Consider the following 25369-nt stretch of genomic DNA (forward strand, 5'->3'; position numbering starts at 1 on the left):
GTGTCGACCCCTTCCTCCGCCCCCGCCGCGACGCTGACCGACGCCACCGCCCCGGACGCCCCCGCCACCGCGCTCGGGTCCGCGTCGACGCTCGGGGACACCGCGGCGACATCGGAAGCCGTGGCCGCCCGGCGCGACGCCCTCCTCCGCGCGGGCGCCGCCTACGTCGCCCAGTGGATCGGCTTCCAGCACGAGCTGCGGGGGGTCCCCGGCATCCAGGTCGCGATCCGCCACCGCGGCGAGCTGCTGCTCGACGAGGCCTGGGGTGTCGCGAACGCCGCGACGTCGGAGCCCCTGACCACGCAGCACCTCTTCCGCATCGCCTCCCACTCCAAGACGTTCACCGCGACGGCCGTCCTGCAGCTGGTCGAGAGCGGTGCGCTGCGCCTCGACGACCCGCTGTCGCGATGGCTGCCCGACCTGGCGGATGCCGAGGTGGGCGGAGTCACCGTGCGCGAGCTCCTCGGGCACCAGGGCGGCGTCATCCGCGACGGCGTCGTGGCCGACTTCTGGCAGCGCGGGTTGCCCTTCCCCGACCGGGCCGAGATCCTCCGCATGGCGGCGGAGGAGGGGCGGGTGTTCGCCCCGAACGAGCACTTCAAGTACTCCAACGTCGGGTACTCGCTGCTGGGCCTCGTGATCGAGGCGGCGGCGGGGGTCTCGTACGCGCACTACGTCGTCGACAACATCGTGCGACCGCTCGGGCTCGATGATCTCGGACCCGAATGGGATGCCGACCGCGCCGACGACTTCGCCGCCGGTCACAGCGCGGCGCTCCAGGCGGGCGCGCCGCGGCGCGTGATCCCGCACGTCGACACGCGCGCCATGGCGGCGGCGACCGGATGGTTCGGCACCGCGCGAGACCTGTCGGCGTACCTCGCCGCGCACACCCCCGGCGACGACACGCTCGTCTCGGACGCGTCGAAGCGGCTGCTGCAGCGGCGGGAGTCCGACATCGAGCACGCCGGCGTCCTGCGGCACTACGGGCTCGGCTTCGACGTGCGCGACCTCGACGGCGTGGCACTCATCGGCCACAGCGGGGGCTACCCCGGCCATATCACGCGCACGTGGCTCGACCTCGACGACGACATCGTCGTGAGCGTGCTGACCAACGCCATCGACGGGCCCGCCGATGTGCTCGCGACGGGGGCCGTCGGCATCCTGCGCCTGGCCCTCGCCCACCTCGACCGCGAGCCGGGCGAGGCCGAGATCACGGGGCGCTTCGCGAGCATGTGGAGCGTAGCCGACCTCGTCGACCTCGGTGGTGCCACCGTGGTGCTGCACCCGGCCGACCCCGATCCGGCCCGCTCCGCCGAGGTGCTCGACGTCGACGCCGACGGTGCCCTGCGTCTGCCGGCGCGCGCGAGCTTCGGGGCGAGCGGAGAGCCCGTGAGCGTGGAGCGAGATGCCGCGGGCGAGGTCGTCTCGATCCGGTTGAGTGGCATGTCGATGTGGCCCTTCGACCGCTATCGCTACGCTCTGTCGACGGAGCAGCCGTCGGAGCTGCTGAAGGGGATGGCCCTGTGACGGATGCCGAACGCCGCACGCCCGCTGACGCTCCCGCCGGCGTGCTCGACGAGGCCGTGAGCGCGTTCGTGGAGGACTTCGCGTACGCGTGGGGCGCCGCGGGCAACCCGCGAATGGAGGGGCGTGTGCTCGCGCTGCTGCTGATCGTCGACGAGCCGTACCTCTCCTCGGCCCGCATCGCCGATCTGCTGCAGGCGAGCGCCGGCGCGGTGTCGATGTCGACCCGGGCCCTGGTGAACCTCGGCTTCCTCAAGAGGCACGCCATCCCGGGCGATCGCAGCCACTACTTCCGCACCGAGGACGACGTCTGGGGCGGCTTCCTCGCCGGCGAGCGCGACTATGTCCGCCGTATCAACTCGACCCTGGAGTTCGGTCTCGACGTGCTCCCCGAGGACGCGTCGCGGCCGCGGACGCGCCTGACCAACGCCCTGCGCTACATGACGTGGCTCGTCGGGCACCACCGCAAGATGCTGGCCGAATGGCAGGAGTACCGCGACAGCACCCTCGCCGCCGACGCGACCGCCGCAGCTCCCGAGGCGACCGCGACGCCCGCCGACGCCCCCGACCGGGAGCCGGGCTCGTGACTGCGCCCGTCCTGGAGGTCACCGGGCTCGAGGTCGTCTTCGACGTCGGAGGCGAAGACGTCGTCGCCGTCTCGGGACTCGACCTGACGGTCGGCCGCGGCGAGATCGTCGCGCTCGTGGGCGAGTCGGGCTCGGGCAAGAGCGTCAGCGCTCTCGCCCTCGTGGGGCTGCTGCCCGAGCGGGCGCGCGTGCGCGGCACCGCGCTGTTCGCAGGCGTCGACCTTCTCGCGCTCGACGAGAACCGCTTGAACGCGATCCGCGGCTCGCGCATCGCGGTCGTCTTCCAGGACCCGATGAACGCCCTCGACCCCGTCTTCCCCATCGGTCATCAGATCGACGAGGTGCTGCGCGTGCACCGACCCGCGATGGATCGCGCCGCTCGGCGGGCCCGCGTGGTGGAGCTGCTGACGATGGTGGAGATCCCGGATGCCGCCGCCCGCGTGCGCTCGTATCCGCACCAGCTGTCGGGGGGTCAAGCCCAGCGCGTCATGATCGCGATGGCCCTGGCCTGCGACCCGGAGCTGATCATCGCCGACGAGCCGACGACCGCGCTCGACGTCACCGTGCAGCGCGAGGTGCTCGACGTGATGCGGCGGCTGCGCGAGCGCACCGGCACCGCCATGCTGCTCATCACGCACGACATGGGAGTGGTCGCCGACATGGCCGACAGCGTCGTGGTGCTGCGTCGTGGCGAGGTGCAAGAACGCGCCGACGTGCAGCGCATCTTCGACGCACCGTCGGCGCCGTACACGCGCGAGCTGCTGTCCGCCGTTCCGCGCCTGGGCACGTCGGAGCGCATCGGGGCGGAAGCGGAAGGAGAGCCCGTGCTCGACGTGGAGGGGCTGACGGTCGTCTACGGGCGCGGGACGCGAGCCCTCACGGCCGTCGACGATGTGAGCCTCCGGATCGCTCGCGGGCACACGACGGCTCTCGTGGGCGAGTCGGGATCGGGTAAGAGCACCATCGGCATGTGCGCGTTGGGGCTTGCCCCGATCACCTCGGGTCGCGTGCTCATCGACGGCGTCGATCTTCGCACCGCCCGCCGCGCGGAGTCGCTCGCGGTCAAGAGGTCGGTCGGCGTCGTGTTCCAGAACTCCACAGCGGCACTCGACCCCCGCATGAGTATCGGGGCCTCGATCGCCGAGCCGCTGCGGGCGCACACGTCGCTCTCGGCACGCGAGCGGGAGGCGCGGGTCGCCGCGCTGCTGTCGGACGTCGAGCTCCCGGCATCCTGGGCCGGCCGCTTTCCGCATGAGCTGTCGGGCGGTCAGCGGCAGCGCGTCGCGATCGCGCGGGCCATCGCGCTCGAGCCGCGGCTGCTGGTGGCCGACGAGCCGACGTCGGCGCTCGACGTGTCGGTGCAGGCGACCGTCCTCGACCTGGTGCGTCGGCTGCAGCAGGAGCTGCGGTTCGCGTGCCTGTTCATCAGCCACGACCTCGCGGTCGTCGATCAGCTGAGCGACCGGGTCGTCGTGCTCCAACGCGGCCGGATCGTTGAGGAGGGGACGCGCCGCGAGGTGCTCACCTCCCCGCGCGAGGAGTACACGCGGGCGCTCATCGCCGCCGTCCCCGTCCCCGATCCGCGCGAGCAGGCGAGGCGTCGCTCCGCCGCCGCCTGAGATCCCGCGCCCCGCGCGCTCAGTGGTGGAAACCCGGGCCCGTGCCCTCCATGGGCATCGGGGATTGCAGCTTGTCGAGATAGGCGACCTCGGTGCGGATGTCGTCCAGCAGATCGTCAGCGAGGTCGAGGCTCAGCCCCGCGCGCACGACGATCCGTTGCACCGTGCGCTCGGACATGTCGTCGGGCAGCGGGTAGGCCGGCACGAGCCAGCCGTGCATGCGCAGCCGGTCGGACAGGTGGTACAGGTTCCAGTTCTCGGTGTACCCGGAACGCATGCGCCACGCGAACACCGGCAGGTCGCTGCCGTCGCTCACCAGCTCGAACGGCCCCATCGCGCCGATCCCGTGCGAGAGGTGCAGCGCGACCTTCTGCAGACCCCGCTGCACGGTGGCGTAGCCCTCGAAGCCCAGGCGGAGGAACAGGTAGAACTGCAGCAGCACCTGGGCTCCGGGGCGTGAGAAGTTCAGCGCGAAGGTCGGCATGTCGCCGCCGAGGTAGCTCACGCGGAACACGAGGTCTTCCGGCAGCCACCTCTCCTCGCGCCAGACGATCCATCCCACCCCGGGGTACACGCCGCCGTACTTGTGGCCCGACGTCGAGATGGAGTGCACGCGCTCGAGGCGGAAGTCCCACACCAGCTCGGGCCGCAGGAACGGCGCGACCATCGCGCCCGAGGCGCCGTCGACGTGGATCGCGATGTCGAGTCCGGTGGCCTGCTCGATGGCATCCAGAGCCTCGGAGATGGATGCCACGGGCTCGTACGCCCCCGTGTAGGTCACCCCGAGGATCGCGACGACGCCGATCGTGTTCTCATCGACGTAGTCGGCGAGGTCGTGGCCGTCGAAGACGGGGTGCTCGTCGGTGACGGGGATGTACCGGGCCTCGACATCCCAGTAGTTGCAGAACTTCTCCCAGCACACCTGTACCGCGCTGCTCATGACGAGGTTGGGCTTCTCGGTCGAGGCCCCCGCGGCGCGGCGGGCGTGCTGCCAGCGGCGCTTGAGCGCGAGTCCGCCGAGCATGCAGGCCTCCGAGGAGCCGATCGTGGAGGTGCCCGCCGCGCCGTCGACGGCCGGGGCGTGCCAGAGGTCGGCGAGCATGCGCCAGCACGTGCGCTCGATCTCGGCGGTGCGCGGATACTCGTCCTTGTCGATCATGTTCTTGTCGTACGCGTCGGCGTAGAGCCGGTCGGCGTGCTCGTCCATCCAGGTGCTGACGAAGGTCGCGAGGTTCATGCGCGCGTTGCCGTCGAGCATCATCTCGTCGTGCACGATCTGATACGCCGTCTCGGGGAGCTCCGGGGTGCGCGGGAAGCGGTCGCGCGGGCGGCGAGAGGCCTCTCCGGCGCAGTCGAAGACGGGCGTCAGAGCGTCGTCGGATCGGTGGGTCATGGGGGTGGCCTCCCTCGTGGCGGCGCCGATGGCGCGCTCGCACCGAGCCTGACAGAACGCCGGTCCGGATGCCACGGCCCCGGTGTCGGCGGTCGGGTCTAGCGTGGAGGGATGGTCGGTTATCGCTACCTCGGAAACAGTGGATTCAGGATCTCGGAGATCACCCTCGGCAACTGGGTGACCCACGGCTCGCAGGTCGGTGACGACGCCGCGATCAAGACCGTGCACGCCGCTCTCGACGCGGGCATCACGACGTTCGACACCGCCGACACGTACGCCAACACGGCGGCCGAGACGGTGCTCGGCCAGGCCCTCGAGGGGCAGCGGCGCGAGTCGCTCGAGATCTTCACGAAGGTGTACTTCCCCACCGGCCCGATGGGCCCGAACGACACCGGACTCAGCCGCAAGCACATCCTGGACTCGATCAACGGGTCGCTGAAGCGCCTCGGCACCGACTACGTCGATCTCTACCAGGCGCACCGCTTCGACTACGAGACCCCGTTGGAGGAGACGTTCCAGGCGTTCGCCGACGTCGTCCGACAGGGCAAGGCACTCTACATCGGCGTGTCCGAGTGGACCGCCGAGCAGTTGCGCGAGGGGCACGCGCTCGCGAAGCAGCTCGGCATCCAGCTCATCTCGAACCAGCCGCAGTACTCGATGCTGTGGCGCGTGATCGAGGGCAAGGTCGTGCCGGCAAGCGAAGAGCTCGGCATCTCGCAGATCGTCTGGTCGCCCATGGCCCAGGGCGTGTTGAGCGGCAAGTACCTGCCCGGCCAGCCGGTGCCCGAGGGCTCTCGCGCGACCGACGAGAAGAGCGGCGCGAACTTCATCAAGCGGTTCCTGAACGACGACACCCTCGAGGCCGTGCAGCGACTCAAGCCCATCGCCGACGAGGCGGGGCTCGCCATGCCGCAGCTCGCGATCGCGTGGGTGCTGCAGAACCCGAACATCGCCGCGGCCCTGGTGGGCGCTTCCCGTCCCGAGCAGCTCGCCGACACGGTGAAGGCCTCGGGCGTGACCCTCGATGCCGACACCCTCGCCGCGATTGACGAGGCCCTGGGCGACGCGGTGTTCTCCGACCCCGAGAACACGTACGACGTGTCGCCGAAGCAGCGCCTGGTCTGAGGCTTTGCGGGGCGGGCCGGGCGCGTGCGCCCGGCCCGCTTTCGCGTGCCCGGCCGGCGGCGTGTCCGGGCGGCGGGCGGACGGGCCGGAGGTGGGGCGACCCGGCGCGGTGCACCCGTGCGGGCCGCGAGGTCACACGATCCGCGCGAGATCACACGCAGTTCGCGGCATTTGCGTGTCACGTCGTGCGGATCGTGTGATCTCGGCGCGCGTGAGCGCGGCGGGGCCGGGGGCGCCGGACGGGCGTGGTGAGACCGCATCGGATCGTCGAAGACGCACGCGATTGAGCCCCAACGAGTGCGGCTTCGACAAACGACTGCGGTCTCGGCGGCGTCTACGTCCGGTTCGGACCGTGCGCGCCGGCGCTGGGCTGCGCCTCAGGCGCCGCTCAGGAGAGGGCAGGGATCGCGACGTACCCTGTGCGAATGCCTTTTTCTGCTGACCGGCCCGGTCGTCCCGAAGCACCCGGCCGTCTCGACCGCTTGACGGACGAGGAACGTGCGCAGTACTTCGACGACATCCTCGCCGCGCAGAACCCGGCCCCTCGTGACGCCGACCGCGGCGACCTCGTCGCCGCCGGTGCCACCGAGCCCTGGGGCGCACCGTCGGGGCACCCCGACGACACCGAGCCGCCGACCGGCGCGACCGCGCTCCTCGCGCACTTCGCCGACGACAGCGTCGACAGTCCCGCCGCCACAGGGCGGACACCCCCGAATCCCGCCGACGAGACCGAGGTGCTCGACGGTGCCCGCTCGGCGCCGCTCTTCGACGAGACGCTCGTCCTCGAGCGGGACGTGGCCGCGACCGGCGAGACGACGGCCGTCGAGGGCGACGAGCTGCCCGACGGGCCCGAAGACGCGGCATCCGCGCCCGTGGCATCCGATCCCCGCCACCCGCGACTCCGCCGCGACGACCCCCGTCGGCCGCGGCTCTCGCTCATCCGACGCATGGCCGTGCTCGGCGGAGCCGACAACGACGTCCTGAACGAGGTGCCCGAAGAGGTGCCGCGTTTCGTGCAGATGTTCCTCGTGCTCGCCGGAACGGCACTGGTGTCGGCGCTGTCGATGATGTTCGCGCTGCTCACGGGGGTGCGCGTCAGCATCCTCCTCGCGATCCCGCTCGCCCTGATCTGGGGCCTCATCATCTTCAACCTCGACCGCTTCCTCACCTCGACGATGCGCTCGACCAAGAACGTCTTCCGGCTGCTCGGACTCGCGTTCCCCCGCGTGATCATGGCGGCCCTGATCGGCATCGTGGTCGCCGAGCCGCTCGTGCTGCAGATCTTCCAGAACGACATCGCTCGCGAGGTGAACTCCACCAACGTCACCCAGGCCCTGAACGATCAGGATGCCGTCACCAACGGCCCCGAGAAGCAGGCGCTCGACGCCGCCAGCGCCCAGGTGTCGGCGCTCGAGAACCAGGCGGCGACCGGCATCGTCACCGGCACGTCTTCGACATCGGCGGAGTCCGCCGCGGCGCAGCAGACCGTCGACCAGCTCACCCAGCAGCTCGCCGCCCAGCAGACCGTGATCGACCAGGCGCGCGCCGTGTATCAGTGCGAACTGACGGGTCAGGGGGCGGGACAGGTCGCCGGCTGTAGCGGCGTGCCCGGCAACGGCGCGAGCTCCGACGCCGCCGAAGCGCAGCTGACACAGGCGCAGTCGGCGTACGACACCCTCTCGGCCCAGCTCGCGCAGGCGCAGAGCGCCCTCGCCGCCGCCAACGCCGCGGGCACCGAGGCCGCGGCATCCTCCGCCGAACAGAACAAGCAGCAGGCGCAAGACCAACTGCCCGCCGCCCGCACGCAGTACGAGGCCGCGCTCGCCGCGTACAACCAGCGCGCGGCGTCGGTCGCCGACGGCAACGCGGGAGCGGTCGGCCTGCTCAGCCAGATCACGGCGCTCGAACGCCTGTCGGACCGCGAGCCCGTGCTCCGCTGGGCGCACTACCTGATCGCAGCGTTGTTCTTCATGATCGAGCTGCTCCCCGTGCTCGTGAAGGTCCTGACCGGATTCGGGGGACCCTCGCTCTACGAGAAAGCCGAGAAGATGCGCGGCCAGATCGCCCTCGATCGCGTCACCGCCCGCACGTACCGCAAGCGCGCCGACGTGATCGTCGACGAGGCCGCCCGCGTTCCGGCGGCGACGGCCTGATGGTCGCCTGGAGCGCGGGCCTCCTGCTCTACCGGCTCACCCCCGAGCCGGAGGTCTTCATCGCCCACATGGGCGGACCGTTCTGGGCGAAGAAGGACGCCGGCGCGTGGTCGATCCCGAAGGGCGAGTACGACCCCGACACCGAGGGTGCCCTGGATGCCGCCCGCCGCGAGTTCCGTGAGGAGCTCGGCGTCGAGGCGCCCGAGGTCGCCTGGGCCGAACTCGGGACGTTCCCGTACTCCAGCGGCAAGAAGGTCGTGGTGTTCGCCGGCGACGGCGCGGGGTTCACGGCATCCGACTTCACCTTCGGGGAGTTCGAGATGGAGTGGCCGCCCCGCTCCGGCACGAAGGCGTCGTTCCCGGAGGTCGATCGCGCCGAGTGGATGAGCCTGGATGCCGCGCGCGACGCGCTCGTGAAGGGCCAGCGGCCCGCGCTCGACGCCCTCGCCGCAGCGCTCGAGGCCCTGCCCGGGCGCTGACTCCTCCTGCGCCTCGCCCGGCCGCGACGTCGTGTTCCCCGGTTGAGTGTCCAAAACACCCGGACGCCTCAAGAAAACGTCCGGGTGTTTTGGACACTCAACCGGGCCGAGTACCCACGCGCAGCGCACCCCGGGGCCCGGCCTCGAGGAACCCGCCCTCGCGGACTCGCGGCGCCGACTCAGGTCACGGGCGCAGGAGCACCTTGCCGACGCGCGGCGAGTCGCTCGCGGTCACGGCGTCGACGATGTCGTCGAGGCCGAAGGTCGCCGCGACCGGAAGGGTCACGGTGCCGTCGGCGAGGTAGCGCGACAGCTCACCGAAGAGGGCGCCGCGGGTGTCGGCATCCATCGTCTTGCTGACGACGCTGCCCCAGAAGCCCTTCACGGTGGCCTGGCGGAAGATGAGGTCGCCGGCGCCGAGCTCGAGTTTGCCCGCGCCCATCGAGCCGAAGATCACGAGCGTGCCGTTCTCGCTCAGCAGCGACAGCACCTGGCCTGCGGCCGGTCCGCCGACCGAGTCGACGCCCGCGACGACCTTCCCGTCACCGACGAGGGCGAGGGCCTTGTCGCGCCAGTCGTCGGCGTCGGTCGACACGACGTTGTCGATGCCCTGCGCGGCGAGCTCCTCGACGGCGCTCTGGCGGCGGACGAGACCGACGACGTGGATGCCACGGGCCGCGGCGATCTGCGCGACCATGCGCCCCACGGCACCGTTGGCGGTGTTCTGCACGATCCAGTCGCCCGCTGTGAGGTCGAGCGAGTGCAGCAGGCTGATGGCGCTGAACGGCATGGCGACCAGCTGCGCGGCCATCTCGTCGGACAGGGCGTCGGAGACGGGGATGAGACCCGCGGCGGGGGCGATGACGTACTCCGACCAGACGCCGAAGGTACCGCCGGTCGCAACACGCTGGCCCACCTCGAGAGAGACGCCCTCGCCCACGGCGTCCACGACGCCGACGGCCTCGGTGCCGGCGCGGGCGGGCAGCTCGGGCGTGAAGCCGTACGTGCCGCGGATGGTCCACAGGTCGTGGTTGTGGATGGGGGACAGGATCACGCGCAGGCGCACCTCGCCGGGGCCGGGGGTCGGGGTCTCGACCTCTTCGACGCCGAGGACGTCGGCCGGTTCGCCGAACTCGTGGTGGATGACTGCGCGCATGGAATTCCTCCTGTGGTTATTTTGTAACGACCGGTCTAATATAGACCTCGGCCCCGAAAGCGCAACCGGGAGGCCCCTGAGAGCGTCGACGGGACCGGTGGCGTCGACGGGGTCAGCCCCCCGGGCAATCCCCCATCTCGAGAGCGTCGAGGGGTCCCGGGCGCACGACCACAAGAGGGAAAGAACATGGGCAGGATGCCGAGCTTCGAACGCTCCGCCGTCGTCGACGCCGCGCGCGACGTGTTCTGGCGACGTGGCTACGCCGAGGCGGGCATCGCCGAGCTCGAGGAGGCGACGGGCCTCACGCGCTCGAGCATCTACAACGCCTTCGGCAGCAAGCGCGGACTCTTCGATGCCGTGCTGGGGGCGTACCTCGACGACGTCGTGCGCACGCGCCTGCGCCCGCTGGGCGGGGGAGACCCCGGTGCCCTCGAGGCCTACGTCGCCGAGATGCGCGAGGCGATCGCGGCCGATACGCCCCGCGCGCGGCTCGGCTGCCTGCTCCTCAACGCCGGTTCGTCGCCGCTCGCGACCGACGACGCGGAGGTGCGCGTTCTCGTGTCCGACTACGCGTCCGAGATGCGCGCGGCGATCCGGGCCGCGGTCGCCGACCGTCGTCCCGACCTGACTCCGGATGCCGTCGACGCTCTCGCCGCGGTCTGCGCGTCGCTGGTCGTGGCCGGGCTCACCCTCGCGCGCGCCGACCGGGACGGGGCGCTGGCGACCCTGGCATCCATCCCGACGACGCTCGCGTCGTGGGGGCGCCCCTGATCCTCCGCGTCGCGCGCGGCCCGGCCGGTGCCGGACCGCGAGACGGCACGCAGCGGACCTCTCCGGGCGATGCGAGGGAGATCCGTCTCGCCGGGCTCGCGCCGAGGTCGCCCGAGCGGCTCCCTCCACCCCGGGGAGCGGTGACGCGAGAGCGCGTCAGCCCAGCTTCACCGCGGTGCCGTAAGCGACGACCTCCTGGAAGTTCTGCGCCACCTCGCTCGTGTCGAAGCGCATCGCGATCACCGCGTCGGCGCCGAGCGCCTGGGCCTGTTCGATGAGGCGCTGCTTGGCCTCGTCGCGGCTCTCCTGCAGCTGCTGGGTGAGTCCCTGCAGCTCGCCGCCGAAGATCGACTTGAGGCCGGCGCCGAACTGCACGCCGATGTTGCGTGCGCGGACGGTGAGGCCGGTCACCTCACCGAAGACTTCGGTGATCTGGCGGCCGGGAACGTCATTCATGGTTGTCACGAGCATGGGGCCAGTGTGGCAGCGGGCGTGCCGACCGCACCAGACCAAATCGGGCGACCCCTGGATCGGTCCGCCCGACTCCCGTACTGTGCACACGTGTCAGAATCGCGGATCGTCATCGTCTCGGGCGCGCGCACGCCCATCGGCTCGTTCGGGGGGTCGCTCTCGGGCGTCGACGCGCACGAACTCGGGGCGGTCGCCGTGACCGACGCGCTGCGTCGTGCGGGGGTCGCCGCCGACGAGGTCGACGAGGTCGTGATGGGCTGCATCGCGCAGAACGGTCCCGACGCGTACAACGCCCGCCGCGTCGCTCTCGCGGCCGGACTCCCCACGCGCGTTCCCGCGTTCACCGTGAACCGCCTGTGCGGCTCGGGCCTGCAGGCGATCTGGTCGGCCGCGCAAGAGCTGCGTTGGGGAGGCATCGACGTCGCCGTCGCCGGCGGCGACGAGAGCATGTCGCGCACACCCTTCCTCGAGTACGGCGCCCGCGGCAACTCCCGGCTCGGCGACCGGACCCTGCTCGACGGCACCCTCGCGATCCTCACCGATCCCTTCAGTGGCCGGCACATGGGCACGACGGCCGAGGTCGTGGCATCCCGGTACTCCGTCTCGCGCGAGGAGCAGGATGCCTTCGCCGTCGAGAGCCAGCGACGAGCATCGACGGATGCCGCGCGCGCGGCGTTCGCGGAGGAGATCGTGCCCGTGACGACCGGCGGCAAGCGCCCGGTGGAGGTCTCGGTCGACGAGCATCCGCGACCGGGCACGACCCTCGAGACGCTGGCGGGTCTGCGGCCGGCATTCGAGAAGGAGGGATCGGTGACCGCCGGCAACTCCTCGGGCATCAACGACGGCGCCGCCGCGACCGTGCTCCTGCGCGAAGACGACGTACGCGATCGCGGGCTCACCGGTCTCGCGACGCTCGAGGCCGTGACGACCGCCGGCGTCGACCCCGAGATCATGGGGTACGCCCCCGTCCTCGCTCTGCGGCGGCTGTGGGAACAGACCGGGCTCACCCCCGCCGACGTCGACGTGATCGAGCTGAACGAGGCGTTCGCCGCCCAAGCCGTCGCGGTGATCCGCGACGCGGGACTGGACCCCGAGAAGGTCAACCCGTACGGCGGCGCGATCGCCCTCGGCCACCCCGTCGGTGCGACCGGCGCGATCCTCACCGTTCGCGCGGCGCTCGACCTGCAGCGCCGCGACCTCGAGTACGCGGTCGTGACGATGTGCATCGGCGGCGGTCAAGCGCTGGCGGCGCTGCTGCGGCGGTACTGACCCGGGGCGCGCCCGACCGCCCGCGGCGCCGTGCGCTGGCGTGCCGTCGTGCGGATGTCGGCGGCGACGCGCCGGGTGGGAGGGCTGTGGGGCGGCGTGTCGGGGGTGGAGTCCGCGGGACGGTACGGCCCGGGTGGTTTCGGCGGGCGGCAGCCCCGGGATACTGGGCGCATGAGTGTGTTCCTTCTCGGTGGCGGCCGCGACGTTGCCGCCTGCGGATCGTTGCTGGAAGCCTTCGTGAGCGAAGCGCGGGAGCGCGCGGCCGGCCGTGCGCCCGCGATCGCGCTGCTGCTCGTTCTCGAGGCCGACGACGATTCCTCGGTCGACCGTTTCCGCGGCGTGCTCGAAGCAGCCGGGGCGGCATCCGACGAGATCCGTGTGCACGCGATCGTCGAGGGCGAGAGCTTCACGGATGCCGCGATCGAGGCCGACGGCCTGTTCGTCGGCGGGGGCCTGACTCCGGCGTACGGCGATGCCTTCGGCGGCATCCGGAATCTGGTCCGCGAGCGGGTGGCGGACGGCGTGGCGTACGCCGGGTTCTCGGCGGGCGCAGCCATCGCCGCGGGTCCGGCGCTCGTCGGCGGGTTCCGCGTCGAGGGGGTCGAGGTCGCATCGGAGGACGCGAGCGAAGAGCTCGACGCGGTCGAAGTGCGTCCGGGTCTCGGGCTCCTTGACTTCGCGGTCGACGTGCACGCCGCCCAGTGGGGCACCCTCTCGCGTCTCGTCGCCGCCGTCGATGCGGGCCTCGTCACCGACGGTGTGGCGATCGATGAGAATACCGCCCTGGTGGTCTCGGCGCAGGCGGCCCCGGCTGTGCGCGGCAGGGGGCAGGTCTGGCGCGTCGAGTCGGCGGCATCCGGCGTGCGGGTGCAGGTGCTCCGCGCCTGAGGTGCCCGCGGCAGCCGCGCGCCGCGGCAGCCGCGCGCCCCGGTGACCGCCCGGAAACGGCAACGGCCCCCACCCGGGAGGGTGAGGGCCGTTCCCGGACGAGGGTTCAGACCGTGCGGCGACGCCGCAGGGCGAAGGCGAGACCGCCGGCCACCACGAGGAAGCCACCCGCGAGGGCCAGGCCCCATGGCGCCTCGGCACCGGTGTTCGCGAGGTCCTGACCGGGGCGCTGGCCGGGGTTCTCGGCATCCGGGCCCGGGGCTCCCGGGTTCTCGCCGGGGTTCTCCCCCGGGGTCTCGTCGGAGGCCAGGATCGCGCGTCCGAGGGGTGTCGGGTCGACCACCGGCGTCGCCTCGAAGTACGCGAGCGTCGCGTCGAGGTCGATCTGACCGGTGTCGGTGCGGTCGGTGCCCGCCGCGAAGGTCGGGAAGCCGTCACCGCCGTTCGCGAGGAACGAGTTCGTCGCGACCGTGAACGTGTCGGTGTCGGCGATCTCCGTGCCCTGGTAGGTCATCGACACGACTGAACCCACGCGGGGGTTGCTCGCGTCCTGCTCGTAGGCGTAGGTGAAGCCCTCCGACACACCCAGGTGCAGCTTCGGTCGGTCCCCCTCCGCCTTCCACTGCTCGTTCAGGATGCCGCGGAGCTGCTCGCCCGTCAGCGTCACCGTCACGAGGGTGTTGGCGAAGGGCTGCACGAGAGCGGCCTCCTTGTAGGTGACCACGCCGTCGTCGCCCTTCAGCAGGTCGGCGCGGAGGCCGCCCGGGTTCATCAGCGCGATCTGCGCCTTCGTCCCGGCGTACGCGGGGTTCTGCGAGGTCGCCCAGAGGTACACGTCTGCGACCCAGTTGCCCATCGACGACTCGACGCCGCGGTCGCTGCCCGACGGGGTGCCGCCGCGCAGGATGTCGCCGCTGATCTCGCCGACGGGCGTGGCGCCGATGACGTCGGCCTGCGCGACGTCCTCCGCGACCTTCGCCTCGATGTCGGCATCCGGAGCGAAAGCCCCCGCGAGCGAGAACGTCGTTCCGGAGATGGATGCCAGCGAGTCGGTGCGCGTGTCCCACGCGAGCGAGAGCTGCCCCATCGCCTTGCCGTACTCGTACGCCTGGATCACCGGGCGGGTGCGGTCGGTGCCCGCGACAGGGAGATCGCACGCGTAGGTCTGGTGCGTGTGCGCCGAGACGATCGCGTCGATCTCGGGTGAAGCGTTCAGCGCCAGGTTTCCGAAGCCGGCCTGGTCGGCGGCGATCGCGGCGCAGTCGTCGGACACGGCGGCGCCCGAGTGCGTCAGCAGCACGATCACATCGGCGAGGTCGCCCGTCGTAATCTCATCCGCGACGCGGTTCGCGGCTTCGAGCTGGTCGCCGAACTCGAGGTCGGCGATGCCTGCCGGATCGACCATCGTCGCGGTGTCGGGGGTCACGGTGCCGATGAAGGCGACGCGCACGCCGTCGATGTCCTTTATCGCGTACTCGTCGAGCGCGGACTCTTTCGTGCCCTTTTTGTAGACGTTGGCCCCGAGACCGTAGGCGCCGCCGCCGTACTCGGGCAGCACGCGGTCGGTGAGGTCGGCGAAGCCGCGGTCGAACTCGTGATTGCCGACGGCCGAGACGTCGAGGCCCGAGGCCTGCAGCGTGTCGATCGTGGGGGAGTCGTCCTGGATGAGCGAGGTGAACGTCGAGGCGCCGATGTTGTCACCCGCCGAGACGAACAGCGTGTTCGGGTTCGCGGCCTCCTTCGCCTCCACGGCGCCGGCGACGACGGCCGCGCCGGCCTCGCCCTGGGATCCGGCTTCGAGGCGACCGTGGAAGTCGTTGATCGTGACGATGTCGATGTTCTTCACGGTCGGGTTCGTGACCTCGAACAGCGTCGTGGTGCCCGACACCTCGTTGCCGACGGCCACGAGCGGTCGACCGTTCGGCGACGCAGCGGCCGGGATGAAGTCCACACCCTCGGGGCCGAGGTCGCCCGCTTTCGCGAGCAGCTCGCGGTCGGCGCTCTCGTCCCCGGTGAGCTGGTCTTCCATCGAGACCGAGAAGTCGCGGTTGTTGACGTACCCGGCGTAGGTGGCCGCGGTGGGGTCGGTGATGTCGTAGGTCATCACCCCGCCGACGCGCTCGAGGCCGATGAAGGCATACGTGCGGCCGTCGACCTCACCGATCGCGAGGTTCTCGGGCTCGGGGCCCTTGTCGTCGCTGCGGCTTTCGAGGTTCGAGGCGGAGTGGTTCGAGTTGAAGAAGTCGGGGTTCGCCTCGTGCGTGAGGCGCTCGAAGTCCGATCCCGAGTCGAAGAGCTGCTCGCCCGCGGTGTTCCACACCGAGAAGCCGCGCCCCCCGAACGTGTACAGCTCCGCGTAGCAGGTGCCGTCGGCGTTCAGCCCCTTGTCGGTCGCGATGGTGAGGCGGCCCAGGTCGGCGTCGTCGAGCGACCCGGCCAGCGGGCTGTCGGCGCAGACCGGGGCGAGGCCGTCCTCCCCGAGGTCCTTGACGCGCGCGGTATCGGTGTATTCGCCCCACTCGCGACCGTCACCTTCGTTGGCGGTGACGAGGTAGGTCTCGCCGTTCGCCTCGTAGGCCTGGATGCCGTCGGGCATGTACATGCCGAACAACCCGGGGTAGCTCTTCTCGTTGTAGGTGGGGGCGTCCTCGGGATCGCGGTCGCTCGCGTCGAGCGTCTCGACGCCGTAGTCCTTGAACCCGAGGGACCGGATGCCGGTGACCTCCGCCGAAGCCAGATCGACGGTCGCGATCGCGTTCGCCTCCTGCAGGGCGACGTAGGCGGTTCCGCCGGCGATCGTGACGTACTCGGGCTCGAGGTTCCGGCTCACACGGTTCGCGGCGAGCGGGGTGTCGCCCTGGTCGGGAGCGGCGACGTCGGGACCGAAGACGCGGACGGCGGGGTCGAGGGTCTTCGACCCGCCCTGCTCGAAGGCGTCGAATCCGGCGGTGCGCACGGCATCCTGGCTCGGGGTCGCCTTGTCGGCGGGCAGCGCCACGATCCCGACCGAGCCCTCCGGGTCGCTCGAGAAGTCGTCGGCCGGCTCGCCCTCGTTGGCGACGACGGCGACCGTGCCGTCGGGCGAGATCGTCACCATGTCGGGCAGGGCCCCCACGGTGACCTCGCCGAGGATGGTCGGCTCGGCGGCATCCGCGTCGAAGAACACCAGACGGCCCGGTGCGGTCTTGTCGGTGTCCTCGAGGGCGATCACGCCGAGGCCGTCAGCGCGGACGGCGAGGGAGTTCGCCACGCCGGTGCCGGCGATCGAGTACAGCTTCGTGGGAGCGGTGGGGTCGCTCATGTCGAGCACGTCGACCGCGCCCGCCTGCGCGTTCACGACGAACAGGCGGTTCTTGTACGCGTGCACGATCTCGGCGGCGGACTGGTCGAAGATGCCGGTCTCGTACGTGCCGATCGGGCGGAGCGACACCGAGCTGTCGGCGGGGGCATCGCGGATCGGGTCGGGCACGATCGCGGCGGACGCCGCGGTGACGCTGGAGAGCGCGAGCGCGCAGACGGCCGCCGTGGTCGCGGTCAGCGCGACGGTACGGCGAAGGAAGGGCGAAGGCATGGCTGTGTCCTCGGGTGCGGGGGGCGACGCGCGGGGGTGGCGCCGGACGCCGCGGGGGCGGCGAGTGGGCCGAGTCTGCCCGCGGCGTATGACGCGTCGGTGAACGAGGGGCGAACGGTGGTGGGGCCACCCCGGGCGACGCACGGCGGTCTAGCCTGAGCGCATGACCACGCCCGGCGCCCATCCCGACGAGCCGCACCGCCAAGGCCTCGCGCAACGGCTGAACGGCCTCCGCGCCGGAGTGCTCGGCGCGAACGACGGCATCGTGTCCACCGCCGCGGTCGTCGTGGGTGTCGCGGGGGCGACCAGCGAGGTCGGCCCGGTGCTGGTCGCGGGTCTCGCGGCGCTCGTCGGCGGGGCCGTGTCGATGGCGCTCGGCGAATACGTCTCGGTCTCGAGCCAGCGCGACAGCGAGCGCGCGCTCATCCAGAAGGAGCGCCGCGAGCTCGCGGATGATCCGGATGCCGAGTTCGCCGAGCTCGTCGGGTTGTATGAGGCCCAGGGGCTCACGCGCGACACGGCGACCCGCGTGGCGACCGAGCTCACGGCATCCGATGCTCTCAAAGCCCATCTCGCGGTCGAGCTGAACATCGACGCCGATGACGTGGTGAGCCCGTGGACCGCGGCGCTCGCTTCGGCGGTGGCGTTCACGATCGGGGCGCTGCTGCCTCTCGCGACGATCCTGTTGGCGCCGGTGGAGGTGCGGGTTCCCCTGACGTTCGCGGCAGTGCTGATCGCGCTGGCCGTCACCGGGTATGTGGCGGCGTGGATCGGCGGCGCGCGGCGCGGACGTTCGATCCTGCGCACGGTGATCGGCGGCGCCCTCGCGCTGGGGGCGACGTATCTCGTGGGGTCGCTGTTCGGTGTGGCCGCGGGCTGACGCCGACAGCCGACTCCAGCGGCGCGGGCGTGCGCCGTCATGCGCGGCTGCGAACGCTCCGGCGCGGGAGAAACACCGGGTCGTGTCGTGTTTCGCACGGGGAAGCGTTTGGTGGGGGTATTAGTCGCTACACCTAGCAATTAGTAGGACGTCCAGGTAATCTGGGGAGAGCGACGACGCCGTCGCCCCACGAAGGAGAGCCGCATGGACACCACCCCTGCTCCCGCGCTCGACGCTCGCCGCGACAGCACCCTGTCGGCGGAGGAGCGCGAGGCCATCCTCGACGCCGTCCGCGACTTCGCGGCGACCGAACTCGCCCCGCACACTCTCGAATGGGATGCCGAGAAGCACTTCCCCCGCGATGTCCTGCGACGTGCGGGCGCGTTGGGCCTCGGCGGCGTCTGCGTCAACGACGACGTGGGCGGCGCCGGGCTGTCGCGCAGCGACGCCGTCGCGATCTTCGAAGAGCTCGCCTACGGCGACCCGACCGTGACGGCGTACATCACGATCCACAACATGGTCGCGTGGATGGTCGACGCGTACGGCACGTCGGCGCAGCGCGAGCGGTGGCTCCCCGGTCTCGTCGCGATGGACGACCTCGGCTCCTACTGTCTCACCGAGCCCGGTGCGGGTTCCGACGCCGCGGCGATCACGGCCTCGGCGATCCGCCACGGCGACACGTACGTCATCACGGGCGTCAAGCAGTTCATCTCCGGTGCCGGCGAGGCATCCGTCTACGTCGTCATGGCCCGCACGGGCGAGCCGGGAGCGCGGGGCATCAGCGCGTTCCTCGTTCCCGCTGACTCTGAGGGGCTGTCGTTCGGGCCGAACGAGAAGAAGATGGGGTGGAACGCGCAGCCCACGCGCCAAGTGGTGCTGCACGAGGTGCGCGTGCCTGCCGACAACCTCCTCGGCGGCGAGGGGCGCGGCTTCTCGATCGCGATGACGGCCCTCAACGGCGGGCGCCTCAACATCGCGACGTGCTCGATCGGCGGAGCGCGCTGGGCGCTGGACCGCGCGATCGCCTACGTGCACGAGCGGTTCACGTTCGGGGAGGCGCTCGCCGAGAAGCAGTCGGTCGTCTTCGCCGTCGCCGACATGGCGACCGAGCTCGAAGCCGCGCGTCTGCTCGTGCGCGACGCGGCGGCAGCGCTCGATGCGAAGGCGCCCGAGACCGCGACCCGCTGCGCGATGGCCAAACGCTTCGCGACCGACGTCGGGTTCCGCGTCGCGAACGAGGCCCTGCAGCTGCACGGCGGCTACGGCTACCTGCAGGACTACGGCATCGAGAAGGTCGTCCGCGATCTCCGCGTGCATCAGATCCTCGAGGGCACGAACGAGATCATGCGTCTCATCGTCGGCCGGAGCGTGCTGGCTGCCTGAGCCCTTGGTGCCGCGAGGGCGCGAGAGCCGTCATCTCGGCATCCGGCGGACCGGGCCGCGGGCGGAACCCCCTCGATCGGCGTCGGGGGAGCGTGCGAGCATGCCAGAGCGGGGTCACCCGCGCAGACCGAATGGGAGTGACATGACGGATCAGGATGCCGGTTACGAGACGATCCGCGTCGAGCAGCGCGGACGCGTCGGGTGGATCACGCTCGACCGCCCCGAGGCGCTGAACGCGCTGAACACGCGGACGATGCACGAGGTGGTCGCCGCGGCCGAGGCGTTCGACGCCGACGAGGGCATCGGCGCGATCGTCGTGACGGGGAGTGAGAAGGCCTTCGCCGCGGGAGCCGACATCAAAGAGATGGAGGGCAAGTCGAGCGTCGAGATGACCCTGACCGACCACTTCGGCCGGTGGTCACGGTTCGCGGCGGTCCGCACCCCCGTCGTCGCGGCCGTCTCCGGCTACGCCCTCGGCGGGGGATGCGAGCTCGCGCTCATGTGCGACGTCATCCTGGTCTCGGATCGCGCGCGGTTCGGCCAGCCCGAGGTGCAGCTGGGCGTGATCCCGGGCATGGGCGGAACGCAGCGGCTCGTGCGGGCGCTCGGGTACTACAAGGCCGCCGAGCTGGTGCTCACAGGCCGCATGATCGACGCGGCCGAAGCCGAGCGGGTCGGGCTCGTGTCGCGGGTGGTGGCCGCGGACGACCTCCTCGACGAAGCGCAGGCTGTCGCCGAGACGATCGCCGCAAAGCCGCTCCCCGCGCTCTACGCGGCGAAGGCGGCGCTCGACGCGGCGCTCGAGACCTCGCTCGCCGAAGGCCTGCGCTTCGAACGTCAGGCGTTCGCGGGCCTGTTCGACACCGCAGACCAGAAGGAGGGGATGGCGGCGTTCCGCGAGAAGCGGGCACCGTCGTTCACGCACCGATGACCGGAAGTACGGGTGGACGCCTCGACCGCGCGACCGCGCGGCGTCCCGCCGCGAGCCCACGTCACAGCGGGTCGGGCACGGGAGCCGGATCGGCGAAGTCGCCGGCACCCTTGCGGAAGCGCGCGATGATGCGCACGAGTGCCGTCGCGTCGTCGTCGTCGAGACCCAGGTCGGCGAACACGTCGTTCAGTGCCGCGGTCGCCTCATCCACGCGTCGACGTCCGGCGTCCGTGAGGGCGAGCAGGGCTGCCCGCCCGTCGGTGGGATGCGGCTCGCGCGATACGAGCCCGTCGCGCGCGAGGCGCTCGACCGTGTTCGTCACGCTGGTCGGGTGCACCTGCAAGCGGGCGATGGCGCTGGCCATCGGCATCCGTCCCTCCCGTGTGAAGGCGAGGAGCCGCAGCATCTCGAACCGCGAGAACGACAGATCGAAGGGCTTCAGCGCCCGATCGATGGATGCCATGAGCAACTGGTGCGCCCGGATCACCGAGGTCACGACCGTCATGCCGTCGGCGGCCTCGTCCCACCCGTGCGCGAGCCACTGGCGTTTGGCTTCGGCGATCGGGTCGACCGGCAGTCGTCGGGTCATCGGTCCTCCTCGCGATTCACGGTACCGCGCGCCCGGTGTCCGCGTTGTGGGGCGGCACCCGGGCGGCACCCGGTGGCCGAGCCGCGAGCGGTGGCTGAGCCTGTCGACGCCTCCGCGGGCCCATTCTCTCCGCACCCCCCGAACGAAGGAGACGCGTCGATGAAGATCATGGTCCTCATCAAGGAAGTGCCCGACACCTGGGGCGAGCGGCGGCTCGACCTCGAAACGGGGCTGACCGACCGTGCGGGCTCGACGCCCGTGCTCGACGAGATCGACGAGCGCGCCGTCGAAGCGGCGCTGTCGTCTGCCGACGCCACCCCGGGAACCGAGGTGGTCGTGCTCACGATGGCACCGACGTCGGCGACCGCGACCGTGCGCAAGGCGCTCGCGATGGGGGCGACCTCGGCCGTGCACGTGGTCGACGACGCGCTGCGGGGCGCCGACCTCGTGCTCACCGCCGAGGTGCTGGCCGCGGCGCTGCGGCACACCGGCTTCGACCTCGTCGTCGCGGGCAACCTCTCGACCGACGGCGGGGGCGGAGTGCTGCCCGCGATGATCGCCGAGATGCTCGGCGTCCCGCAGCTGACCGCCCTGTCGTCTCTCGAGATCGGGAAAGACACCGTGGCCGGTGACCGCGTGAGCGATGCGGGGACGATGCGGGTATCGGCGCCCCTCCCCGCGGTCGTCTCGATCACCGAGGCCCTGCCCGAAGGGCGCTTCACGACGTTCAAGGGCATCATGGCGGCGAAGAAGAAGCCCTACGAGATCCTGGATGCCACTGCCCTCGGCGTCGAGCCCGACGATCCTGCCGTCGCCCGATACATCATGCTGTCGGTCGCCGAGCGGCCACCGCGCGCCGCGGGGACGAAGATCGTGGATGAGGGCGATGCCGGTGAGAGACTCGCGGCGTTCCTCATCGCTGAGGGGGTGGCGTGATGGTGGTCGCCCTCGTCCTTCTCGACGTGCTCCCCGGGGGCGGGCTCTCCGCCTCGGCGGCCGGGCTTCTCGCCGCGGCCGAGCGGGTGGGGGAGCCGGTCGCGCTCGTCGTGGGCCCGGCTGACGCCGCCGCCGAGGCCGCGGCCCTCGGTGCCGTACGGGTGCTCACCGCCGACGCCGACTCCGACGCGCTGACCCTTCCCGTGGTCGACGCCCTCGCCGCGGCGGTCGCCCGCGAGAGACCCGACCTCGTGCTGGCGGCGAATTCCGTCGAGTCGCGCGATGCCGCCGCGCGGCTCGCGGCACGCCTCCGTCTGCCCCTCGCCGCCGACATCGTCGGTGTCGCACGCGACGACCTCGGCGTCGTCGCGCAGCACTCCGCGTTCGGCGGGGCGTTCACGGTCGAGGGAGCGCCGACGTTCGGCCCGCTCGTCGCCACCCTCCGGCCGGGAGCCGTGACAGATCGCCTCGACGCGCAGCCCCTCATCGTCGAGCGGCTCGAGGTCGTGGCATCCGGGATCCCGTCCGCCCGGATCGAGAGCTTCTCCGAGACCGCGGCGCCGTCGTCGCGGCCCGAACTGCGCGGAGCGCGGACGGTGGTGGCCGGGGGCCGCGGCGTGGGATCGCGGGAGGACTTCGCGCTCGTCGAACAGCTCGCCGACGTTCTCGGGGCGGCGGTCGGCGCCTCGCGCGCCGCGGTCGACGCCGGGTACGTTCCGGCCGCCGCCCAGGTCGGGCAGACGGGGGTGACCGTGTCGCCGCGGCTCTACATCGCGCTGGGGATCTCGGGCGCGATCCAGCACCGCGCGGGCATGCAGACGGCTACCACCATCGTCGCCATCGACAAAGACCCCGAGGCGCCGATCTTCGACATCGCCGACTTCGGTATCGTCGGAGACCTGTTCACCGTCGTTCCGCACCTGATCCGCGCGCTCGAGGCCCACAAGAAGTAGATGGCGTCCACACCCCGCACCCCGCGTCGCGGGCTGCCGCGCACCCCCGGCGGGGAGCCCTGGCCGCCCGCGGCCTCCGGCATGCCCGGGTTGGGCTCGGGCGGGTCCGATGCGGTTCGCGCGGCCGAGATCGCGGGTGCGGGTGCGGGAACGGATGCGTCAGACGACGTCGTTGTCGACGCGGGTACGGGGGCGCGCGGCTCCGAATCCGGGGCGCCCGAGGTGGTTTCTGGTGTGGGCGCGGCGGTGACGGATGCCACGCACCCGGACCGGTCCGGTGCCGCGGGTGCTGGTGCTGGTGCTGGTGCTGGTGCGGGTGCGGGGGCGGGGGCGGGCGGTGTGCGTCGCGGTCTGCCCCGCGTCGCCGGCGGCGACCCCTGGCCACCCGCGCCGGGGGCAACGGATCCGGAAACCGTTCGCAGATCCGGACCGGTAGCGGAGATCGATCCGGATCCGACGTCGGTTTCCGTATCTGTGACCTCGTCGCACCCGCAAAACGACAGCGCCGCCGACGTCCGCCGCGGACTTCCCCGCACACCCGGCGGTCAGCCGTGGCCACCCGCCCCGGCCCCGAGCCTGGGCGCGTCGGTGTCCGCTCCGGCCTCGACCCCCGGCGCGAGCGCCCCGACCCCCGGCTCGAGTGCCCCGACCCTCGGCTCGAGCGCCCCGGCGCCCGGCTCGAGCGCCCCGGCGCCCACCCCGGTCCCGGCCACGGGCGCGGGGGCGTCCGCTCCGACGCCTCCGGCCGCGGGGCCCAGCGGCTCCGGGGGCAAGTCATCCGCCCCTCCGGCCGCGGCCGCAGCGGGCCCGGGGAAGCGGGCCGCCCCGAGCGCGCCCCTCACGGTGCCGAAGACGGTGTGGCCGGGCGTCTCGGCATCCGCCCCCCGTCCCGCGATGTCCGAGCCGAAACGCCTCGGCCCCTACACGCCGCTGCAGTGGCTCGGCTCGACGGCCGTGCTCGGTGTGTTCGCTCTCGCTCTCGCGGGCATCGCGGTGCTGTTCGCCCGCTTCGTGCTGGCTCTCGAGCCGGGTCAGCAGTTCCTCGCGGCCTACCCCGGCGAGTACCCCCTGCCCGAGGGCGCGCCCGTGGGCCTGCCGGTCTGGCTGAACTGGTCGCACTTCCTCAACAGCTTCTTCCTGCTGTTCATCATCCGCAGTGGCTGGCAGGTGCGGCGCGAGAAGCGTCCCGCCGCCTTCTGGTCTCCGCGGGGCAACAAGAAGCGCCGGATCAGCCTGGCGCTGTGGTTCCACCAGGCGATCGACATCCTGTGGATCGCGAACGGCGTCCTCTTCGTCGTGCTGCTGTTCGTCACCGGACAGTGGATGCGGATCGTGCCGACGTCATGGGAGGTCTTCCCCAACGCCGTGTCGGCGGCGCTGCAGTACCTCTCGCTCGACTGGCCGACCGAGAACGGCTGGGTGAACTACAACAGCCTGCAGCAGCTGTCGTACTTCGCGATCACGTTCATCGCTGCCCCGCTCGCCATCGTGTCGGGTGTGCGTCTGTCCGGCGTGTGGCCGAAGGATGCCGAGAGGCTCACGCGCCTGTACCCGATCGAATGGGCGCGCAGGATCCACTTCCCCGTGATGCTGTTCTTCGTGGCGTTCATCGTGGTGCACGTCGCTCTCGTGCTGGCCACCGGGGCCCTGCGCAACCTCAATCACATGTACGCCGCCCGCGGCGCGGTCGACCCGGGCGCGTACACGAGCGATCTGACCGGACTCCTGCTGTTCGCGGCATCCCTGCTCGTGATGGCGGCGGGCTGGGTGGCCGCGCGTCCCGCGGTGCTGGTGCCGATCGCCCGCCTCTTCGGCGACGTCAAGCAGCGCTGACGCGGGGCGGCTGCTCACGCGGGCCGCGCGTGCTTCCATGGGGCCCGGCGCGGCGCGCATTGCGCCGCGAAATCACACGGTCCGCTCCACGGCACACGCTCCGTCGCGGCATTTCGCTGTGATCTCGGACCGATCGTGTGCTCTCGGCGGATGCCGCGCGGCGGCGTCGAGACCGCACATCTTCGCCGAGGGCGCAGCCGATTGCGCGCAGAGGCATACGGTCTCGACGAGAGCATGCGGTTTCGGCGGACGGCAGCGTCGCTCAGACGCGTCGACGGGCCCGCAGACCGTCGGAGATGAGGGTCAGACCGAAGGCGAAGTCGTCGGAGGCGAGGCCCGCGGGGCCGCCGGCGTCCCCCGCCGCGCCGCCGCCCACCCGCACGCCGACGCTGTCGTACTGCAGGCGCTGCTGCTCATGCCACACAAACCCGAGCACGTAGTGCAGCACGGTGGTGGCGACGCGTCGCGCCGTCTCGGCGTCGGCGCCGGTCGCAGAAACGGCGGCCGCGAGCCGGTCGTGCGCCAGCGACGACCCGAGCCCGAGCGCGAGGGTGCTCGAGACGACCTCCGCGCCGTCGCGGTAGGTCAGCAGCGCGTCGCGCAGGGCGTGCGCCTCGACCAGCAGGTCGACGGGGACTCCGGATGCCATGCGGCCGACGATGCGATCCGAGAGCTCGGCGAGCAGCGTCTGCTTGTTGGGGAAGTGCCAGTACAGGGCGCTCGGCTGCACCTCGAGCGCGGTCGCGAGCCGGCGCATCGTGAGGTCGGGGAGGCCGTGATCGTCGAGGATCCGCAGTGCGGTGCGGGCGACGTCGTCGGCGGAGTGTCCTCGGGGAGCCATGCGTCTGAGTATAGTGA

Annotated in this window: 21 protein-coding genes; 15 read left to right on the forward strand and 6 right to left on the reverse strand. The window is 71.7% G+C overall.

Going from position 1 to position 25369, the window contains the following annotated elements; all coding sequences use genetic code 11:
- From PIR02_07785 to PIR02_07795, 3 genes are read left to right on the forward strand one after another with little or no spacing between them, the layout of a single operon-like run.
- Complete coding sequence (locus tag PIR02_07785; protein WZH38564.1) at nt 1–1527, forward strand: serine hydrolase; 1527 nt, start codon at nt 1–3, stop codon at nt 1525–1527.
- The gene (locus PIR02_07790; GenBank protein WZH38565.1) at nt 1524–2111 is read left to right on the forward strand and encodes a transcriptional regulator; all 588 of its coding nucleotides are present in this window, start codon (nt 1524–1526) and stop codon (nt 2109–2111) included. Before PIR02_07785 ends, PIR02_07790 begins: the two co-directional genes overlap by 4 nt.
- On the forward strand, nt 2108–3730 hold the full coding sequence (locus tag PIR02_07795) for an ABC transporter ATP-binding protein (protein WZH38566.1): 1623 nt from the start codon (nt 2108–2110) through the stop codon (nt 3728–3730). Before PIR02_07790 ends, PIR02_07795 begins: the two co-directional genes overlap by 4 nt.
- Before the next feature lie 19 nt (nt 3731–3749).
- On the opposite strand, the gene PIR02_07800 is transcribed toward PIR02_07795, so the two are convergent.
- Nucleotides 3750–5123: a glutamate decarboxylase gene (locus PIR02_07800; protein ID WZH38567.1), complete on the reverse strand. Its 1374-nt coding sequence runs from the start codon at nt 5121–5123 to the stop codon at nt 3750–3752.
- Between the two features lie 111 nt (nt 5124–5234).
- Between PIR02_07800 and PIR02_07805 the strand changes: the two genes are divergently transcribed.
- The 3 genes from PIR02_07805 to PIR02_07815 all read left to right on the forward strand — a co-directional run bounded on the left by PIR02_07805 (nt 5235) and on the right by PIR02_07815 (nt 8880).
- The gene (locus PIR02_07805; protein ID WZH38568.1) at nt 5235–6248 is read left to right on the forward strand and encodes an aldo/keto reductase family protein; all 1014 of its coding nucleotides are present in this window, start codon (nt 5235–5237) and stop codon (nt 6246–6248) included.
- 425 nt (nt 6249–6673) lie between these two features.
- Nucleotides 6674–8401, forward strand: a complete 1728-nt coding sequence (locus PIR02_07810; GenBank protein WZH38569.1) for a DUF4407 domain-containing protein — start codon at nt 6674–6676, stop codon at nt 8399–8401.
- Entirely contained in the window at nt 8401–8880 is a 480-nt protein-coding gene (locus tag PIR02_07815; protein WZH38570.1) for an NUDIX domain-containing protein, read from the forward strand. Before PIR02_07810 ends, PIR02_07815 begins: the two co-directional genes overlap by 1 nt.
- 184 nt (nt 8881–9064) lie before the next feature.
- Here the strand turns inward: PIR02_07815 and PIR02_07820 are convergent, their stop codons facing one another.
- Entirely contained in the window at nt 9065–10036 is a 972-nt protein-coding gene (locus PIR02_07820) for a zinc-binding dehydrogenase (protein ID WZH38571.1), read from the reverse strand.
- Between the two features lie 195 nt (nt 10037–10231).
- Here PIR02_07820 and PIR02_07825 point away from each other — a divergent pair, with 195 nt between their 5' ends.
- The gene (locus PIR02_07825) at nt 10232–10807 is read left to right on the forward strand and encodes a TetR/AcrR family transcriptional regulator (GenBank protein WZH38572.1); all 576 of its coding nucleotides are present in this window, start codon (nt 10232–10234) and stop codon (nt 10805–10807) included.
- A gap of 156 nt (nt 10808–10963) precedes the next feature.
- Here PIR02_07825 and PIR02_07830 read toward each other — a convergent pair whose 3' ends face one another.
- The gene (locus PIR02_07830) at nt 10964–11278 is read right to left on the reverse strand and encodes a YbjQ family protein (GenBank protein WZH38573.1); all 315 of its coding nucleotides are present in this window, start codon (nt 11276–11278) and stop codon (nt 10964–10966) included.
- A gap of 90 nt (nt 11279–11368) precedes the next feature.
- Here PIR02_07830 and PIR02_07835 point away from each other — a divergent pair, with 90 nt between their 5' ends.
- Entirely contained in the window at nt 11369–12547 is a 1179-nt protein-coding gene (locus PIR02_07835) for a thiolase family protein (GenBank protein WZH38574.1), read from the forward strand.
- A 171-nt stretch (nt 12548–12718) separates the two neighbouring features.
- Nucleotides 12719–13435 carry a Type 1 glutamine amidotransferase-like domain-containing protein gene (locus PIR02_07840; protein ID WZH38575.1) on the forward strand — a complete coding sequence of 239 codons (717 nt, stop codon included), beginning with the start codon at nt 12719–12721 and terminating at the stop codon, nt 13433–13435.
- Nucleotides 13436–13541: 106 nt separating this feature from the next.
- Here PIR02_07840 and PIR02_07845 read toward each other — a convergent pair whose 3' ends face one another.
- On the reverse strand, nt 13542–17006 hold the full coding sequence (locus PIR02_07845) for a choice-of-anchor I family protein (protein ID WZH38576.1): 3465 nt from the start codon (nt 17004–17006) through the stop codon (nt 13542–13544).
- Nucleotides 17007–17169: 163 nt separating this feature from the next.
- On the opposite strand from PIR02_07845, the gene PIR02_07850 reads away from it, so the two are divergent.
- The 3 genes from PIR02_07850 (at nt 17170) to PIR02_07860 (ending at nt 20200) form a co-directional block, all read left to right on the forward strand.
- Nucleotides 17170–17886, forward strand: a complete 717-nt coding sequence (locus PIR02_07850) for a VIT family protein (GenBank protein WZH38577.1) — start codon at nt 17170–17172, stop codon at nt 17884–17886.
- Nucleotides 17887–18090: 204 nt separating this feature from the next.
- Nucleotides 18091–19269 (forward strand): acyl-CoA dehydrogenase family protein, encoded by a 1179-nt coding sequence (locus tag PIR02_07855; protein WZH38578.1) that lies wholly within the window; start codon nt 18091–18093, stop codon nt 19267–19269.
- A gap of 142 nt (nt 19270–19411) precedes the next feature.
- The gene (locus PIR02_07860; protein ID WZH38579.1) at nt 19412–20200 is read left to right on the forward strand and encodes an enoyl-CoA hydratase-related protein; all 789 of its coding nucleotides are present in this window, start codon (nt 19412–19414) and stop codon (nt 20198–20200) included.
- A 61-nt stretch (nt 20201–20261) separates the two neighbouring features.
- On the opposite strand, the gene PIR02_07865 is transcribed toward PIR02_07860, so the two are convergent.
- Nucleotides 20262–20789, reverse strand: coding sequence for a MarR family transcriptional regulator (locus PIR02_07865; protein ID WZH38580.1), 528 nt, complete (start codon nt 20787–20789; stop codon nt 20262–20264).
- A gap of 159 nt (nt 20790–20948) precedes the next feature.
- On the opposite strand from PIR02_07865, the gene PIR02_07870 reads away from it, so the two are divergent.
- The 3 genes from PIR02_07870 to PIR02_07880 all read left to right on the forward strand — a co-directional run bounded on the left by PIR02_07870 (nt 20949) and on the right by PIR02_07880 (nt 24511).
- Nucleotides 20949–21725, forward strand: a complete 777-nt coding sequence (locus PIR02_07870; protein ID WZH38581.1) for an electron transfer flavoprotein subunit beta/FixA family protein — start codon at nt 20949–20951, stop codon at nt 21723–21725.
- Nucleotides 21725–22678, forward strand: a complete 954-nt coding sequence (locus tag PIR02_07875; protein WZH38582.1) for an electron transfer flavoprotein subunit alpha/FixB family protein — start codon at nt 21725–21727, stop codon at nt 22676–22678. Before PIR02_07870 ends, PIR02_07875 begins: the two co-directional genes overlap by 1 nt.
- An 894-nt stretch (nt 22679–23572) precedes the next feature.
- The gene (locus PIR02_07880; protein ID WZH38583.1) at nt 23573–24511 is read left to right on the forward strand and encodes a cytochrome b/b6 domain-containing protein; all 939 of its coding nucleotides are present in this window, start codon (nt 23573–23575) and stop codon (nt 24509–24511) included.
- 262 nt (nt 24512–24773) lie between these two features.
- On the opposite strand, the gene PIR02_07885 is transcribed toward PIR02_07880, so the two are convergent.
- Nucleotides 24774–25352, reverse strand: a complete 579-nt coding sequence (locus PIR02_07885) for a TetR/AcrR family transcriptional regulator C-terminal domain-containing protein (GenBank protein ID WZH38584.1) — start codon at nt 25350–25352, stop codon at nt 24774–24776.
- Nucleotides 25353–25369 lie beyond the last annotated feature (17 nt).

This window comes from Microbacterium enclense, from assembly GCA_038182865.1.
Taxonomy (GTDB): Bacteria; Actinomycetota; Actinomycetes; order Actinomycetales; family Microbacteriaceae; genus Microbacterium; species Microbacterium enclense_B.